At 28.9% G+C, this 16115-nt stretch carries 18 protein-coding genes; 10 read left to right on the top strand and 8 right to left on the bottom strand.

Going from position 1 to position 16115, the window contains the following annotated elements; all coding sequences use genetic code 11:
- The first annotated feature begins 85 nt into the window (after positions 1 to 85).
- A complete protein-coding gene (locus JHL18_RS13450; protein WP_200270009.1) occupies positions 86 to 1165 on the top strand; it encodes an acyltransferase family protein in 1080 nt (359 codons plus the stop codon).
- A gap of 142 nt (positions 1166 to 1307) precedes the next feature.
- Here JHL18_RS13450 and JHL18_RS13445 read toward each other — a convergent pair whose 3' ends face one another.
- Complete coding sequence (locus JHL18_RS13445) at positions 1308 to 1652, bottom strand: hypothetical protein (RefSeq protein ID WP_200270007.1); 345 nt, start codon at positions 1650 to 1652, stop codon at positions 1308 to 1310.
- Between the two features lie 195 nt (positions 1653 to 1847).
- Here JHL18_RS13445 and JHL18_RS13440 point away from each other — a divergent pair, with 195 nt between their 5' ends.
- From JHL18_RS13440 to JHL18_RS13430, 3 genes are all read left to right on the top strand, one after another.
- Positions 1848 to 2087 carry a GNAT family N-acetyltransferase gene (locus tag JHL18_RS13440; protein ID WP_200270004.1) on the top strand — a complete coding sequence of 80 codons (240 nt, stop codon included), beginning with the start codon at positions 1848 to 1850 and terminating at the stop codon, positions 2085 to 2087.
- Between the two features lie 59 nt (positions 2088 to 2146).
- Entirely contained in the window at positions 2147 to 2665 is a 519-nt protein-coding gene (locus tag JHL18_RS13435) for an NUDIX hydrolase (RefSeq protein ID WP_200270002.1), read from the top strand.
- 183 nt (positions 2666 to 2848) lie between these two features.
- Positions 2849 to 3277 (top strand): GNAT family N-acetyltransferase, encoded by a 429-nt coding sequence (locus JHL18_RS13430; RefSeq protein ID WP_200270047.1) that lies wholly within the window; start codon positions 2849 to 2851, stop codon positions 3275 to 3277.
- A gap of 54 nt (positions 3278 to 3331) precedes the next feature.
- Here the strand turns inward: JHL18_RS13430 and JHL18_RS13425 are convergent, their stop codons facing one another.
- A complete protein-coding gene (locus tag JHL18_RS13425; protein ID WP_200270000.1) occupies positions 3332 to 3928 on the bottom strand; it encodes a sigma-70 family RNA polymerase sigma factor in 597 nt (198 codons plus the stop codon).
- A gap of 577 nt (positions 3929 to 4505) precedes the next feature.
- Here JHL18_RS13425 and JHL18_RS13420 point away from each other — a divergent pair.
- Together JHL18_RS13420 and JHL18_RS13415 are read left to right on the top strand one after the other, a co-directional pair.
- Entirely contained in the window at positions 4506 to 5135 is a 630-nt protein-coding gene (locus JHL18_RS13420) for a 4'-phosphopantetheinyl transferase superfamily protein (protein WP_200269998.1), read from the top strand.
- A gap of 299 nt (positions 5136 to 5434) precedes the next feature.
- Positions 5435 to 5881, top strand: a complete 447-nt coding sequence (locus JHL18_RS13415; RefSeq protein WP_207753021.1) for an RlpA-like double-psi beta-barrel domain-containing protein — start codon at positions 5435 to 5437, stop codon at positions 5879 to 5881.
- A 72-nt stretch (positions 5882 to 5953) separates the two neighbouring features.
- Here the strand turns inward: JHL18_RS13415 and JHL18_RS13410 are convergent, their stop codons facing one another.
- A complete protein-coding gene (locus JHL18_RS13410; RefSeq protein ID WP_200269994.1) occupies positions 5954 to 7621 on the bottom strand; it encodes an MFS transporter in 1668 nt (555 codons plus the stop codon).
- A gap of 143 nt (positions 7622 to 7764) precedes the next feature.
- On the opposite strand from JHL18_RS13410, the gene JHL18_RS13405 reads away from it, so the two are divergent.
- A complete protein-coding gene (locus JHL18_RS13405) occupies positions 7765 to 8406 on the top strand; it encodes a TetR/AcrR family transcriptional regulator (protein WP_200269992.1) in 642 nt (213 codons plus the stop codon).
- Positions 8407 to 8671: 265 nt separating this feature from the next.
- The gene (locus JHL18_RS13400) at positions 8672 to 8887 is read left to right on the top strand and encodes a hypothetical protein (protein ID WP_200269990.1); all 216 of its coding nucleotides are present in this window, start codon (positions 8672 to 8674) and stop codon (positions 8885 to 8887) included.
- A 166-nt stretch (positions 8888 to 9053) separates the two neighbouring features.
- Here JHL18_RS13400 and JHL18_RS13395 read toward each other — a convergent pair whose 3' ends face one another.
- Entirely contained in the window at positions 9054 to 10316 is a 1263-nt protein-coding gene (locus tag JHL18_RS13395) for a hypothetical protein (protein ID WP_243277879.1), read from the bottom strand.
- Positions 10317 to 10981: 665 nt separating this feature from the next.
- Between JHL18_RS13395 and rsgA the strand changes: the two genes are divergently transcribed.
- Together rsgA and JHL18_RS13385 are read left to right on the top strand one after the other, a co-directional pair.
- Positions 10982 to 12028 (top strand): ribosome small subunit-dependent GTPase A, encoded by a 1047-nt coding sequence (rsgA, locus tag JHL18_RS13390; protein WP_200269988.1) that lies wholly within the window; start codon positions 10982 to 10984, stop codon positions 12026 to 12028.
- Positions 12029 to 12365: 337 nt separating this feature from the next.
- Positions 12366 to 13289 (top strand): aldo/keto reductase, encoded by a 924-nt coding sequence (locus JHL18_RS13385; protein WP_200269986.1) that lies wholly within the window; start codon positions 12366 to 12368, stop codon positions 13287 to 13289.
- A 75-nt stretch (positions 13290 to 13364) separates the two neighbouring features.
- Here JHL18_RS13385 and JHL18_RS13380 read toward each other — a convergent pair whose 3' ends face one another.
- From JHL18_RS13380 to JHL18_RS13365, 4 genes are all read right to left on the bottom strand, one after another.
- A complete protein-coding gene (locus tag JHL18_RS13380) occupies positions 13365 to 13901 on the bottom strand; it encodes a hypothetical protein (RefSeq protein ID WP_200269984.1) in 537 nt (178 codons plus the stop codon).
- A gap of 225 nt (positions 13902 to 14126) precedes the next feature.
- Positions 14127 to 14927 (bottom strand): hypothetical protein, encoded by an 801-nt coding sequence (locus JHL18_RS13375; protein WP_200269982.1) that lies wholly within the window; start codon positions 14925 to 14927, stop codon positions 14127 to 14129.
- Positions 14921 to 15616, bottom strand: coding sequence for an ABC transporter ATP-binding protein (locus JHL18_RS13370; RefSeq protein ID WP_200269980.1), 696 nt, complete (start codon positions 15614 to 15616; stop codon positions 14921 to 14923). Before JHL18_RS13370 ends, JHL18_RS13375 begins: the two co-directional genes overlap by 7 nt.
- Positions 15597 to 15980: a GntR family transcriptional regulator gene (locus tag JHL18_RS13365; protein WP_200269978.1), complete on the bottom strand. Its 384-nt coding sequence runs from the start codon at positions 15978 to 15980 to the stop codon at positions 15597 to 15599. The genes JHL18_RS13370 and JHL18_RS13365 overlap by 20 nt, the downstream gene beginning before the upstream one ends.
- Positions 15981 to 16115: the final 135 nt, after the last annotated feature.

Here is a 16115-nt window from a genome sequence, read left to right as displayed (position 1 = left end):
GTGAAGTAAAGTTGTAAGTTTGTTAAAACATGGAATAATAGCGTACACTTAACTTTAACAATGTCTAAATTTCAAGGGGGATATGATGAGAAAACATTATATAGATTGGTTAAGAAATATTTGTATACTTTTTTTATTTCCTTTCCATACTGCAAGGATATTTGACGGAAACGAGCCAAATTATGTGCAAGGTACGCCTCATTTGTTTACCACAAATCTAGTATTTCTTTCATTTTGGTTTATGCCGTTAATGTTTTTACTTGCAGGGATGTCTAGTAAATTTTCCTTGTGTAGTAGAACAAATAAACAATACATAAAAGAAAGATTTTTACGACTTTTTGTTCCACTATTTGTTGGAATACTAATTCTAATGCCTCCGCAAGGCTATATTGCTGTGAAGTTTCACTACGGATATAATTATAGCTTTTTTGATTATTTGAAAAAGTTTTTTAGTGACTTTTCTGATTTAAGCGGATACTTTGGGAGTTTTACTCCAGGTCCATTATGGTTCATAATTTTCCTGTTCATAATATCTATAGTTACTTTGCCATTAATGAGAGGTATATCAAAATCTTATAAAGTTAAAAGTCATCTTATTAAGTTATTTAGTAATCCATTAAAAATAACAACTGTTGGACTAGCTATAACAATAATATCCATTCTCCCTAGTATTGGAGGGAAAAACATATTTGTATATGGGCTAATATTTATTGCAGGATTCATTTTGACTTTAGAAGAGAAAATATGTGAGATGATAGAAAAGTATAGATTGTACTACCTCATAATAACTATTATTGGTTCAATAACAATGTTAATTGAGATATATACTATAGGGCATATAGATGAATTTAGTACATTAGGTATTATATTTTCATTAATGTATTATTTTACAATATGGATTTCTTTACTAGCATGGATTGGTTATGGAAAAAGATATCTTAATTTCAATGCAGGCTTTCTTTCTTATTTTTCAAAAGCGGCTTTTCCTATATATATAATGCATCAAACTTACCTTATTATAATAGGTTATTTTATATTAAGAACTGTGAATATATTTTCATTACAATATATTTCAATAATATTACTTACCTTTATAATTTGTTTGATTTCTTATGAGATAATTAGAAGATTTAGATTAACAAGATTTTTATTTGGCATCAAGTAGGAAGAAGTTTACTTTCTGGTTATCATCTAAACAGATAAATTGCTTTGATCCTTATACTTAAAATAAAGATTTCAATATGAAGCAGGTTATCAATATAGGATTCCTTTAAATTAATAGATAATCATATAGCAAAAGGGAGTTTTTAAAAAACTCCCTCAGCAAATTCTAATTTTATTAATGGTTTTCCACCTTTTGTTACACTATTGTAAAATGGGAACCTATGAGTTTCTATTCCTTTCAAAGTTCCATCCTTTTCTATACCATCAATATTTTCTGAGCTAATTCTATTCCATGATATTATTTGGTATCCTAATCCGTAATAAATTGTTGTTCCTCCATCCTTGTAAACTTGTTTCTTAAATATAAAAACAGGATTGTTACCTTTTTTTATTTCGGATTTATCTATTAGAAAAGTTATTTCGTGGATGGAAAGTAAAAAACATATAAAACATAATGTAAATATCAAGATTTTTTTGCTTTTTTTCATAACGCACCTCAAATTTAATATTTCCATTGTATCTTTATGAAAAACTTAGATTATAGATCTCTGTTATATCTTTGATATAATTATAGCTTATTTTGAAATATATAGGATTACAATAATATTAAAAATGCTGTAAAATAAAGTTATTAAAGGGCATTAATGTTTATGTGTTTAAATTTTAATGTTGGAGATATTAGTATGTCGTATTTTATAAAAGATTTAGTAGTTTCTCCAAAATATCAAGAAAGAGGTATAGGAAAATTAATAGTTGAGGATATGCTAGGTTTTATAAAAGATAAAACTCCAAAAGGATGGAAAGTATGCATTGAGCTAATGAGTGCATACGAAAAAGAAGGATTCTATGAAAAGTTGGGATTTGAGAAAAGACCAAACATTAATTGTGGAGCAGGAATGACTTTATTTATACATAATAAATAATAGTTTTATAATTAGTAATAAATACACTAAAATAATAAATTGAAAAGGGATGTAATAAAATGATTTTTGACTACAATATAGGAATCCAGGATTTTGATAGATCAACAATAAAAATAATTAATAGACAAGCAATTAGAGCTGTTATAATATGTGAAGATAGGATTCTATTAGTACGTACTAACAAAGGTGATTACAAGCTTCCAGGTGGAGGGGCTAATGAAGACGAAACTCATGAAGATACTTTAAAGAGGGAAGTCAGAGAAGAAACGGGGTATATAGTGAGAAAGGTAAAAGAAAAAATTGGACAAATCGTAGAAAGAAACTTAGACAAATACGGAGAAGATGCAATTTTTCAGAATGTTTCACATTATTACCTTTGCGAAATTGAAGAAAATAAGGTGAATCAGCAATTAGATGATTATGAGAAAGATTTAGGTTTTGAGCCAATACTAATTGAAGTAGGTAAAGCTATTTCTGTAAATGAAGAAATACTTGAAAAAAATGATAATATAAATCCTTGGGTATACCGAGAAACTAAAGCTTTGAAGGCAATAAAATCATATTATACGCTTACATAGCCTTTATATGATTTTACTTCAAATATTTTTTGATAAGATTAATAAAGATGAGACACTTTAATCCCAAGTCTATTTTCAAAACTCTTATGGGTTCTGAGAGAAGACTTTGAAAATATAAATCTAATTATGAAGTGGGTAATCTATGGATAAATTACACGAAAATAATAGTTGAAAAAAGGAGTAATAACAGTGAAGATAATATACAAAGATAATTGTTGCAATATAGATTGGGATGAAATACCAAAGATATTAAGTGCTGCTGGAATGTCATATTCAGATCCGGAAGTTCATAAAAAAGCTTTTAACAATAGTTATATAACTGTGTTTGCTTTTTACAATGAAAACTTAATTGGGTTTGGGCGAGCAATTTCTGATGGAGTGTATCAAGCAGCAATATATGATCTAGCAATCTTGCCAGAATATCAGGGAAAAGGGGTAGGTAGAGAACTTTTAAAAAAGATAACAGATACTATTCCAAATTGTAATTATATTTTGTATGCAGCCCCAGGAAAAGAAGGTTTTTACGAAAAATCTAACTTTAGGAAGATGAGAACAGCTATGGCACTGTTCAATAATGCTGAAGAAAAAAGAGAAAAAGGATTTATTGAGTAGTCAGAGTATATAATAAAGCTCTGACTACTTAATTATAATATTATCTAAGATTTGTTAATTTAGCAGTTTGTGCTTAACTGAAGAGTTTTTTCTAGTAGAAGCTCTAAGTTTATCAAGTATCCTATCTTTCATTCCTATAACCTTATAGTAAGATATATTTTTAAGGCCAGCGAATTTTCTAAAGGTGTATCCTTTAAAGTATACGTAATCAATTAATTCTTGTTCTTCTAAACTAAGTTTTTTTATTTGACTATGAAGAGAAGTTGCAATTAATTTATTACAAATAAGCTCCTCTACATTCATTTCATCTAGTATAGACAGTTCATCGATGCTTGAGTCAAAACTAATAGTTTGAGTACCATCTTGTGGTCTTTTATTAAGCGAATTTCTTATAAGCAAATTTACAGAATTTCTTAGAGCATTTGTAGCATAAGCTACAAATCTATGCTTACTTGTATCATATAACTTTATACATTTAAAAAGAGTAAAGTAACACTCATTCTTTATATCTTCAAAATCATAGAAACCAATATAACACTTCTTAGATAAATTGATTATATAAGGAGTAAATTCAGCTACGATAGCTTCTTTTGATCGTTCATCTCCAGATTTGCAAAGCAATACTAATTCTTCAATATTATTAAAATCCATAAAATCACCTCTCAATGTGAATATACACTGTGTAAAAAAAGATTTAGCCATTTATAGAAAAGTTAAGAAGTTTTTAAGAATTTTGTTGTTTTAAGGCAATCTATTAAGAATATAGTAATTCCATCAATGTGAGGTAAGAAAATACTAAGAGTAGTGTGATATTACTATAGAAATAATATAAGCTAAAAAAGATTCTAAAATAATCCTGAGTTGAATTCAAACTCAGGATTATTTGTAATTTCTTAATTAGTAACGTTCTGTTATTAAATAATCAAAGTTAACAGTGTTTGCTTTTGTTTATATAATTTAAAGAGTTGTTGAAACTATTTTTGAAAATTAATGTTTGATGTAATAAAACAAGGAAGTTAGAAATGATAAAATGTCGAATATTTTAAGATAAAATTTAATGTAATTATAAAGGATAATGTTGACAATGTTTAAGTAACAAATTATAATTAGATTAGAAACATACATATAATGTATCTTTAACCAACATTATATGAAAAAATTCATTTCTAGCTCTTAAATTTACATTTAATCTGGTTCAAACATATTTTTATGTAGAAAGGGGTGAGCAATGGGTCGCAAGAAAAAAATAATTACTATCCTGACAATTTTTCTATTAGTTTTAACCGTGATTTTCTATAAATCTTTTTTATCTCAAAATACAAAAAAATTAACTACTAACACAATTGCTGAGACTCAAAAGTTATCAACTGAGAAATTTTCATTAAAGGAAGCCTATTCAAAAGCTTTAAAAGAAGCAATGAATTGGAATAAAGATTCTAAGCTTGTGATAATTACAAGTGTTGATGATGATGAAAAAGAATTGGCTGGAATATCGGGAAAGAGAAAAAAGTGGAATCTTATATTTGCAAACCTTTCGACTGAAGAGACCCTCCAAATTTCAATAGACAATGGAGAGGTTAAAAAGTTTCCTGTAAGTAAGGAAAAAACTGTGGCAAATGTAATAATTAATCCTGATTCTATACAGATTGATTCAACTGAAATAATAGAAAAAGCCAAGAAGGATTTTAAATTAAAACCAGGAACTGATTGGGCTAATGGATTTCATTTTTCTCTCATGAATAATGGAAAACAAACCTATATGACAGTTACAGGTCTTAATCAGGATGATAAATTTACTCAAATCTATTATGATTCTAAAACTGGAACTTGTATTGGTTCCAAAGTTCAACCCAACTAGAGCACGTAGCTTTTGTAAAAGTCTTATTTTTTATATTCAAATTCTAAATGACACTCATATATTAAGCATAACTTGATGAATGCCATATCTAATTTTGAGTAAAGTCTTTTCTTGGAAATAAATTGATTGCAATACTATGTGCAAAGTTTAAAGCTATCAGCAAAGAGGATTTACTAAAAATATGTGATTTATTTATATGTAAAATTTTAGGACAAGCTATATATGAAGATTAAAATCTACGTTAACTATATGATATATTGAATTGTAAAATATTAAATTAATAAGAGGATGTGTTAATGATGAGTAGAAGGAAGACCATGAAAAAGGTACTAGCTACTGGAGTTCTGACTTTATTATCTGTTGGAGTATTTCAGCCGGTTTTTGCATCAGCGGCAACTACTTATTCTAATCAAGATTTTACAGCATATACATGCCCTGTAGGTGGACTAACTGCATCAGGTGTAGCGCCTACTCCTTATACAACTTGTGCAGTTCATCCATCCAATAAGAGTAATCCGTACTCAGCACCAATCTTCCCATTTGGAACAGTAATAAAAACAACAAAAGCACTTAATCTTCCTGGTTATGGAAGCAAAAGTTCATTTGTTGTTCAAGATAAGGGAGATTTAGCTTTCCAAAAGTCCCAATATTGGGTAGATATTTTCTTTGATTATGAAAATAATCCTAATGCAATTACTAATGCTATAAATTTTGGTAATCAAAAGATTAGTTACACTGTAAATTAATTTTTAAATAACTTGAAAAACACCACTTAGCCTTAAGAAAACTTAGGTTAAGTGGTGTTTTTTTTTGTCGAATTACACTGCTATATCTGGTTCAATTTCTTTAGATTCAGACTCTCTTTTTTTATTGAATGGCACCGCGATAAGTCCAAAGAATGCAATTATTGCTGTTATTAAGAAGCACTTATTATAAACTTTGTTTGCTTCATCATTTTTTATTATAGCTGCTTCGTCTAAGATGTTATGGATTTCTTCGGTCTGCTTATTGAAGCTTTTATTTATCACTGATTTCATAGTAGCTGGAGCAGTAGATAAAACTACATCTTTCTTAGCTTCAATTAATTTATCAGCCATGTCCTTTGAAAATGTTACATTTTTACTTGCATCAGCTATAGTTATTTTATTAATTATAGTGGATTTTACTTCTTGTTCTAGTATGGTGTTTTTATTAACAATCTCAATAATTCTAGTTTTAGTAGTATCTATAGCTTCAGTGGTGTAGTGACTACTTAAAGTAGAAACTAAAGCGATTGCTAGGCACGCAGTTAATTGTCTGAGACTATTAAGTATTCCTGATGCCATACCGTTTTTATCTTTAGAGATTTCTTCAAAAGCACTTTGATATAGTGGGGAAGTTGCACCTATACCTAGACCTACAAGAATGAAGGAGCTATAGATTATTTTCATGTTATTAGTATTATTCATAAATACAAACATCAGATCTCCAAGGGATACAAATAAAATAGCAAACATTGAAGTTACCCTTGCACCAAACTTTTTAGATATAATACCGAAGATAGGTGACATGAAAAAAGATATGCCACTTACTATACCAAGTATAAGTCCAGCTTTAAGAACAGAGTAACCTAATTGATTTTCTAGATAGAAATTCATAAGGTAGGATATTGGCATGTAGGCAAAGAATATAACGCTAATTACCACTATTGAAGAGGTAAAAGTTTTTGTTCTAAATAATTTGAATTCTATCATTGGATTTTTTGTTTTGGATTCGTACAGTAAGAATGAGATTATTGCAATTGAGGAGGTTATAGCTAGTATAATAATTTTTATGCTACCCCATCCATAATCATTGCCTTTTACTAGTAGAAAAGTCAGTGCACCAATACCATATGCTAATAGTACCGAGCCAACAAAATCTATCTTTCTCTCTATGGTTCTATCAAAACACTCTTTCAAATATCTAATTCCTAATATTAAGGAGATTATGATAAATGGAGTATTTACATAGAAAATTGATTTGAAACCAAATACTTCATTTAAAAGACCACCTGCAACAGGACCTGAAGCCGCTGAAATTGATATTATCATTCCTATGATTATAGCTAATTTTGACATAGCATTTTTGCCGAATATTTCTATTCCTAAAGGGATAGCCAGTGGGGTTAATATTGCAGCACCTACACCTTGCATAACCCTAAAGCTTATTATCATCACAAGAGAAGTTGAGAGTCCGCAGAGTATTGAAGCAGAACCGAAGATCAAAAGACCTATTATAAACAGTTTTTTTCGTCCAAAGATGTCTGATATTTTTGAAAAGTTAATTAAAAGCGCTGAAAAGGGAATTAAATAAGCTGTGCTTACCCAAGAAATTCCTACTATGTCTGTGTTAAAGTAGGTAGCCATAGATGGTAAAGATACATTTACTATGGTTGCGTCTAAAACAGTTAAAAAACATGCTATTGCTAAAGAGATGAATGCTAAAACTTTTTCTTTTTTACTCATAATATCCTCCAAAAATTGAAATATGAAATTAACTTCATATTCATATATTATACTGGTAAAAATTAAAAGTCAATACATGAAATGAATTTCATATTTTGTTGACTTTTATTTTTTTATCTTTTATTATTATGTTAGGTGATGATATGGAAAGAAAAACAAGAATACCAACGCAAAAAAGAGCTTTAGAAAAATATAATAGGATAGTAGATGCTGCATATAAACTTTTTAACGAAAGAGGGTATTATAATACCACTACAGCAGACATATCAAAAGAAGCAAATGTAGCTACTGGTTCTGTATATGCTTACTTTAAAGATAAGAAGGAAATTTATATTAGAGTCATAGTAAGACTAAATGAAAGCTTTAATTATCCCACTAGGGAATATTGGATTGAAAACATGGATAAACCTCTAAATAATCCTGAAACAGGTAAAGAGTTATTTAGGGTATTTATAAAAATGATGATTGAGTATCATAATTTCTCTAAAACTTTTCATGATGAAATGGATGCTTTAGCACTGTTAGATGATGATATAGGAAAGACAATAAATGAACAGCGTGGAAGAAGAACAGATAAAACAAGAGAAGTTTTTAAATTATTATCTATACCATTTAAGAGTAATGAAGAAGAAATAATATTTGTACATTATACTTTTTTACTTATTGAAGATGTATGTCATAAAATTCTTTATGACAAGGATATAAAAGACCTGGATTTATGCATAGATAAGTGTGTAAATATGTTGTTTACATTGTTTATGGATAGTACGAATTATAGTGGTTAATGGATAAAAAAGTGAACGCTGCATTAATATATTACTAAGAATACATAAATTGATAATTATTGTGGGGTGTTTATGAGAAAGAGCGGTTTTAAGTGGCTTTTTTGGGGATTTCTTTTTGTAATGTTAACCTAGAATCTTTAATTCTTCGATACCAATTACAGACTTTACTTTTACAGCTTCAGCTTCAATTATAATGCTTCTTTTTATCATATCTTTAGTATTTAACTTGCTTACAATCTACAATCTCTTTTAGGGGGTACAAGAGATGGCAAGGAAAAAAGAAAACAGATTTTTAGAGCTAGAGGCCGATGAAAAATTGAGTCATTATTTATTTTTGCAGATTGGATTTGCTTTGTCTTTTATTTTTTTATTTATTCCTTTATTAGGAATAGTATATTTTATAGTTATACTTATAGCATCAATTGTAGTAGTAATAAAAATCATGAGATTTATGAGTAGATGTAGCTATGAACTTAATTGAGTATAAAATGTAGAATAAAGAAATAGGTATCTCATAATACTGAATTATATGATATGCCTATTTTTTTCTTTTATGTATATTTATTATAAGTTGATAATTGATCGAAAATACATAGATATTGGCATGATTTTCATATAGTAAAAAGACTGGTGTAGCTATAGGTAGGTCAGTTATTGTTTATGGATAAACTACTAACTCCAAGTGCTTTGTTTGACCAAAGTACTGATTTTATCATATCTATTTGGGTGTCTAAACACTCTATTATCAACACAACTTCTGTTCCTCTTTTATCTTTACTTCTACGTTTAGAGTTTTTCGTAAGAATAAGTTTAATGATTAAACCTAATAGTCCACCAATTAATATACCTATTAATCCCCACAAGAAGGGCCCCCATTTTAATATAAAACCATATACTTCTCCAAAAATTCCGAATATAACTCCTAAAATAGCAGGTAGATCAAAAAGACTCAAGCCATCTGAACTATGAATAGAATCAAATAGTTTTATATCTTCATCTCTTTTATCAATGGGAATAGCTAAAATGTTTTCTTTCTTTATTCCCTTCATTTGTATTTCAGAAATAGCTAATTCTAAATATATTGAATGGTCAAAGGTTGAAACTATATGCATATTCACACCGCTTTCATTATTTTTTAATGTCATATTAAAATTTGAAGATTGATATTCTTTTTTTAAGAATTTAGCTTGATCCCAATCAAATAATTTGTTGGTTTCAACTGTGTTTGTATAAGCATCATACATAGCATATAAATATACTGAAGGTATATTTAGAAACCATTGCATATTTAATAGTTCTTTAGCTTGTTTGAAATCTCCAAGCAATGTGCAGTGTGCTGAAGGAAGAAACTTAGAATTATAACAGATGATAATCCACCAAACAATGAGAAAAAATGCTGTAATAAGTCTATGAAGATAAAGTTGACCAGAGCCAGGTACTAAAAGGGACCATGTAGTAGCAACCCAAGGATTTCTTTTATCTAAATAATTAATTTCTATGAAATTCATCTTAAAAGGAATAATATCCTTATCTTCTCTTCTAGCTAGTAAGCAGACATGGTTTAAGTCTACGGTGCTTCTATAACTATCCCATATAGCAAAAATATATATAGGAAGATATAATGACAGCCATTGAATGTTCACCACTTGTTTAGCTTTTTCAAAGTTACCTATACAGGAATATAAAATTAATAGGTTAACATGTGCTTTATAGTTTATAAGTATTTCCCATAAAAAGAGAACCAAGCCACGTAGGTATTTTGAAAGTAGAAGGTGCCCCATACCTGGAAATGCAACAGACCAAGCTGCAATAACAAGTGGGTTTCTAAGGTGGAGTTGTGTTGTTCCAAATATATTTACGTATATAAGATTTCTTCTTGTAGTTTTTTGTTCGAACTTCATATCAGCCATATTTAAACTCCTAAAAGTACAATTTATCGATTTTATCTTTTATAGTATTAGTAAATATTTAATTAATATAACAACAATAGATTTTAGCTGTTAAAAATATATAATTGAAGGTGTAGAATAAATTAGTTGACAAAAATTACATAATTAAATACAATGGATATATAAAAGTACTAATAATAGTATTTTGCATTGAAAGGAGTGTTGTTTTATGAATGCAAATTTAAAGGTGATTGCAGTCTAAAACTAAATATGGGCAAGGATATAACTGTAGGGTAAACATACCCGTTATTTGTGTTGTATTTTTGCAGTAATATATAACCTTTCATAATATACTGTCTAAAATGGATTAGTAACACGGCAGGAAGGTCGTGTTTTTTTGTACCTTTATATAGTTTAAAAGCTATATAATTCTACATGCTTTAACCGTAGATAGCAGCGCATTAAGGGTTGTTTATCTACGGTATTTTTATGCCCATTTTTAGACTAGCAAAACAGAAGCAAAAATACAAAAAGTAATACCAAAATTATGCTGATATTTATTTAAGTACTTCATTTAGATTTAAAAACCTTAAAAAATATTAGATATTAAAAGGAGTGATTTAATATGGTGATTTTAATCGGTAATTTTAAGATAGAAAACAACTTTATAAATTTGGAGGAATTAGATGAATAATAATACTATAAAACAATATGGATACAATGAATTTTATGAAAGACAAATAGATGAAACTCAGATGGATTGTAGTGAATTAGTGCCTGCAAGGATTCTTGAAGTGCATAGAGAATACTATAAGCTTATTACAAATGACGGAGAAAATAGTGCAAAGCTTAAAGGGTCAATTTTTTATACTGATAGTGGCATTAGTGTGTATCCAGCAATAGGGGATTTTGTGTTGGTAAAAAAGAATCCTATGGGGGATGACATTATATATAAGGTTCTTAACAGAAAAAGCAAGTTTGCTAGGCTGGATTCTTTTAATGAAAAAGAACAGATAGTTGCAACGAATTTTGATTATGTTTTTATCGTGACATCACTAAACTATGATTTTAGTATAAAGAGAATTGAACGATATTTGACTTGTGCTTGGGAGAGTGGAGCAAACCCTGTTATAATTCTTACTAAAGCTGATCTATGTAATGATTACGAAAGCTATATAGCTGAATTAGAAACAGTGGCCATTGGTGTATCTATCATTGCTGTAAGCTCATATACAGGACAGGGATTTGCTGAAATTAAAGAGTTTGTAAAACCAGGGAAAACAATTGTACTTCTCGGATCATCTGGTGTAGGCAAGTCATCACTAGTAAATGCTATAGCTGAAGAAGAAGTAATGCGTGTAAATGGTATTAGGGAAGATGATAGTAAGGGTAGGCATACTACAACTCATAGGCAGCTCATTATGCTAAAGAACGGTACAATGATAATTGATACCCCTGGTATGAGGGAACTTGGTATGTGGGTAGTTGATGATGGACTTAATGTTACTTTCTCAGATGTAGAGCAGTTAGAATTAAGTTGCAAGTTTAGTGATTGTAAGCATAAAACGGAACCGGGATGTGCAGTTAAGGCTGCGCTGGAAAGTGGCGAATTGTCCATTGATAGATGGAAAAACTATGAAAAACTTAAGAAAGAAGCCGCATTTGCAGAGAAAAAGGCTAAGTTATTAAGTCGAGATAAGAGCAATAATAAGAAAAAACAATTTGCTAGATAAGAAGTAATAAAAAAGTTGGATCTCCTGATCCAGCTTTTTGTTTTATTAGGAAGCTAGAAATCTATATGTTGTCTAAACTAGGATATATCATGGTTTTACAGGCTTTTATGGTTTGTAGAAAAAATTAAACTTATATGCTTTTAAGTATCAATATATCAATAGGAAAATAATTTAGATGTTTTCAAAAAAAGAAAATGTTTTCATTTGAATTTCAATAAAAAGTTTTGTACAATAAAATTAGTGAATTTAGAAGGTAAACAATTCTAATAAATTTAAAATCCGCAACAATTGTTGGTTTTCGTAATTTATAGTGGAAGTTATATTAGGAGGCGAAGTAATGAAGAATATAAAAATAGGTAATGGTAAAATTGATGGTTCTGAAATTTCTCTAGGCTGTATGAGAATGGCTGCATTAAGCAAAGAGGAAGCTGAAAAAGTAATTAAGGTTTCTCTAGAAGAAGGTATAAATTTCTTTGATCATGCAGATATATATGGTGGCGGAAAATCAGAAGAAATATTTGCTGATGCAATAGGAATGAATTCAGATATAAGAGAAAAGATGGTAATACAAACTAAATGCGGAATAGTTCCAGGTAAGATGTTCGATTTTTCGAAAGAGCATATTCTAGCATCAGTGGAAGGAAGCCTAAAAAGATTAAAAACAGATTATGTAGATACCTTATTATTGCATCGCCCAGATACTTTAATGGAGCCAGAAGAAGTTGCAGAAGCTTTTACTCAGTTGCATGATAGTGGTAAAGTAAAATACTTTGGAGTAAGTAATCAAAATCCAATGCAGATAGAACTTCTAAACAAATACTTAGGTGAAAATAACATTATAATCAATCAATTACAATTTGGTGTGATGCACACTGGAATGATTGATTCGGGTATAAATGTAAATATGAAAGTTGATGGGTCTATAGATAGAGATGGAAGCATTCTTGAATATTGCAGACTTAAAGATATAACAATACAAGCATGGTCTCCATACCAGTATGGATTCTTTGAAGGGGTATTCTTAGATAATAATAAATTCCCAGAAGTAAATAAAAAAATAGATGAAATTGCAGAGAAAAAAGGTGTAACAAATACAGCAATAGCTACAGCATGGATTTTAAGACATCCAGCAAAGATTCAAACAATAGTTGGTTCGATGAGTCCAAATCGTATAAGAGAAATATGTGCAGCTTCAAAAGTTGAACTAAGCAGAGAAGAATGGTATTCAATATACCTTGCAGCAGGAAATAAATTGCCTTAATAGGTTGAATAATAAATAAAGTGGCTTTTAGAAGTAAATCCCAAAGGTTATGCATTTATAACCTTTGGGATTGTTTCAATTGTGAAGATTTTTTAATTCTAAAATCATTAATGAACAGGAATAAAAGTAAGTGTTATCATATGATGCTTCAACTGGAATACTCTTGGAGTTCTTTTCTACATTAGTGGTATTAACTGAATCAGATAAAATGGCACCTATCCCGAATAAAAGCATATATAAAGAAATTAGCCCCATAACTATAAACTTCACAAAAAAGTTTCGTTTTCTAAATCTTATGCTTTTTTCAGATAGGTAGTACATAATATAAAGACCAGCCAAGATATTAAAAACTCCGAAAATTTTATTATGTTCTAAGAATAAATAAAAGTATAAAATAATCGATACTGGGATGCTTAACCATTTAGGAATTTTAATAAGTGTAATTTTATTTTTTGTAAAATTAACCTTGCTTACGTCAAACTTTGTATTTACAGTATCTATATTTATAATTTGATTAGTTTTTATCTTTCCTCTAGAATCTACATGTCCAACACCAATTAATCCTTCATCAAACTTACGCCTATTTTCTTTATCGGTATCCTCTATGTACATTTTATCCCCCTATACTTAGTAGCTATATTAATATTATACATGTAGTAAAGGAGATATGACATCTATAATATTTTACTTTATTGTCTTAATTTAATTTTTATATAGCAAATCTATGATTGTGACAAAATGTTAAAGTAAAGGACTGATTAGTATTGAAATATAAATATGAATACCGAAGATTAGTACATATATATTTAGGTACTAATCTTCGGTATGAAGCCAATATTAATTTTCTATTTTATGTTCCATTAACCAAACACTACCTGCAAATGTAACAGCAAAAGATAGTATATTTAAAATTAATGAAGCTAAAGAACTTTGGGTATCATATATTTTAAAACTATAAATCGGAAACTTTTCTGTCAAAAATGATAAATATGATAATAATGCTACAGAACCTACAAACACAGCTATACTAATAAGAGTAGATATCTTGTTTTTATTTGAAATAGCTTTGGATATTGCAATACAAAAATAAAATAAAAGATATATAGATGCAAATATGAAGAAAGTAGATAAAATTGTATATATTATTCTAATTGGTGAAGAAATCATTTCTGTTAAAGCTTGTAAAATTGAATCAGTTACAGATTGATCAAAATTAGTTGCTACCAGAGTGAAAACTAAAATTGCAAAAACAATTGATATACCACAAATTATTGTATTTATTACAGTAGATATTAGTTTGGCAGTTACTTTTTTCCATGAATGCGCCGGTATCATAAGTTCTAGTGCTGCTTGTTTTCCTGATAAGTCTTTTTCATATCTTCGAATACCTTCAACAAAAGGGTAAAGAGATAGTAAAATTGATAAAGCAAAAAATAAAATAACTGCAAAAGTTATGAAGCCATTTAAGTGAACATTAGAACCATCTTTAATAGTAAATAGATGAGGTTCATTATTCTTCCAAAAAAATAATCTGCAAGATAGTAAAATAACAATTTCTATAAGAGCATATGCCAAGAGTACATAACGAATGCTTTTCCACTTTTTTAATAATTCAAATTTAAGTAGATTTATTAACATGAAAATACCTCCCTATATATTTCGTCAAGAGTCATATTCTTATCAGATCTAAGTTCTTCTGTATTTCCAGATAGTTTTATCTTGCCGTCCTTTAAGAAATAAACTATATCTAATAAACTTTCGATTTCATTAATAAGATGACTTGATATTATAATTGAACTTTCAAAACTAAAACCTTTTAGTATTGCTTCAAGTATTTGCTCCCTAGCAATTGGATCAACACCGTTAAGGGGTTCGTCTAGAACTATTAGTTTTGCATCTCTAGATAATGTTAGTGAAAGAGCAAGTTTTTCTTTCATGCCTTTTGAAAGACTTTTTACAGTCATTGAATCTTCAAGTTTCATAAAAGAAATTAGTTCACTGAATCTTTTTGTATTGAAGTCTTTAAAAAGTGAGCTGTAAGTTTTTCTTGCATCACTAATTTTCATCCAAGGATACAAAAAGTCACTATCAGGAAGATATGCAACTAATTCCTTTGTTTTATAACCTATATTGTTTTCGCATATCTTTAGATCACCCTTTGATGGATGTATCAAACCGGCAATAAGCTTTAATAAAGTTGTTTTTCCGCTCCCATTTGGTCCTAAAATACCAACTATTTTACCTTCGTCAATAGTAAGGTCTATACCATCTAAAGCCTTTTTAGAGAAATATTTTTTAGTTAATGATTTAGCTTCGAGGATCTTCATTTTTACTTACCTCCAATACTTTTAATAGATATTCGCTTATTTCTTCCTTACTCATGCCTAGATCAGTCATTTCAGATAAAAAACGCTGAATATATTTTTCGGCTTGAGAGGTTTTTAAATTCTTCACTATTTCATCACCTTCCATAATAAATGTTCCTATACCACGTTGAGAGTAGGTTATACCTTCTCTTTCAAGTTCTTGAAAAACTCTTTGTACTGTATTTGGATTTACTTTAAAGGTTTCGGAGAATTCTCTTACAGAAGGAAGCTTATCTCCACCTTTAAGTTTACCAGATACAATATCAGCTTTTACTTTTTCAACTATTTGAATATAAATTGGTGCATTTCCGCTGAAGTTTAGCACATGATGTACCTCCTATTTATAATTTATATTTTTAAAGTTTCTATCAGGATTGGTTGGTTTACTAGTGTACTATAATGATAGTACACTGGTATTTAATTGTCAATATAGTAATGATATTTACCTATATTAGTTTTA

This window comes from Clostridium yunnanense (assembly GCF_016595795.1).
GTDB classification, from domain to species: domain Bacteria; phylum Bacillota; class Clostridia; order Clostridiales; family Clostridiaceae; genus Clostridium_AR; species Clostridium_AR yunnanense.
The sequence above is the reverse complement of the archived record's forward strand: the minus strand, read 5'-3'. Positions and strand labels throughout refer to the sequence as shown.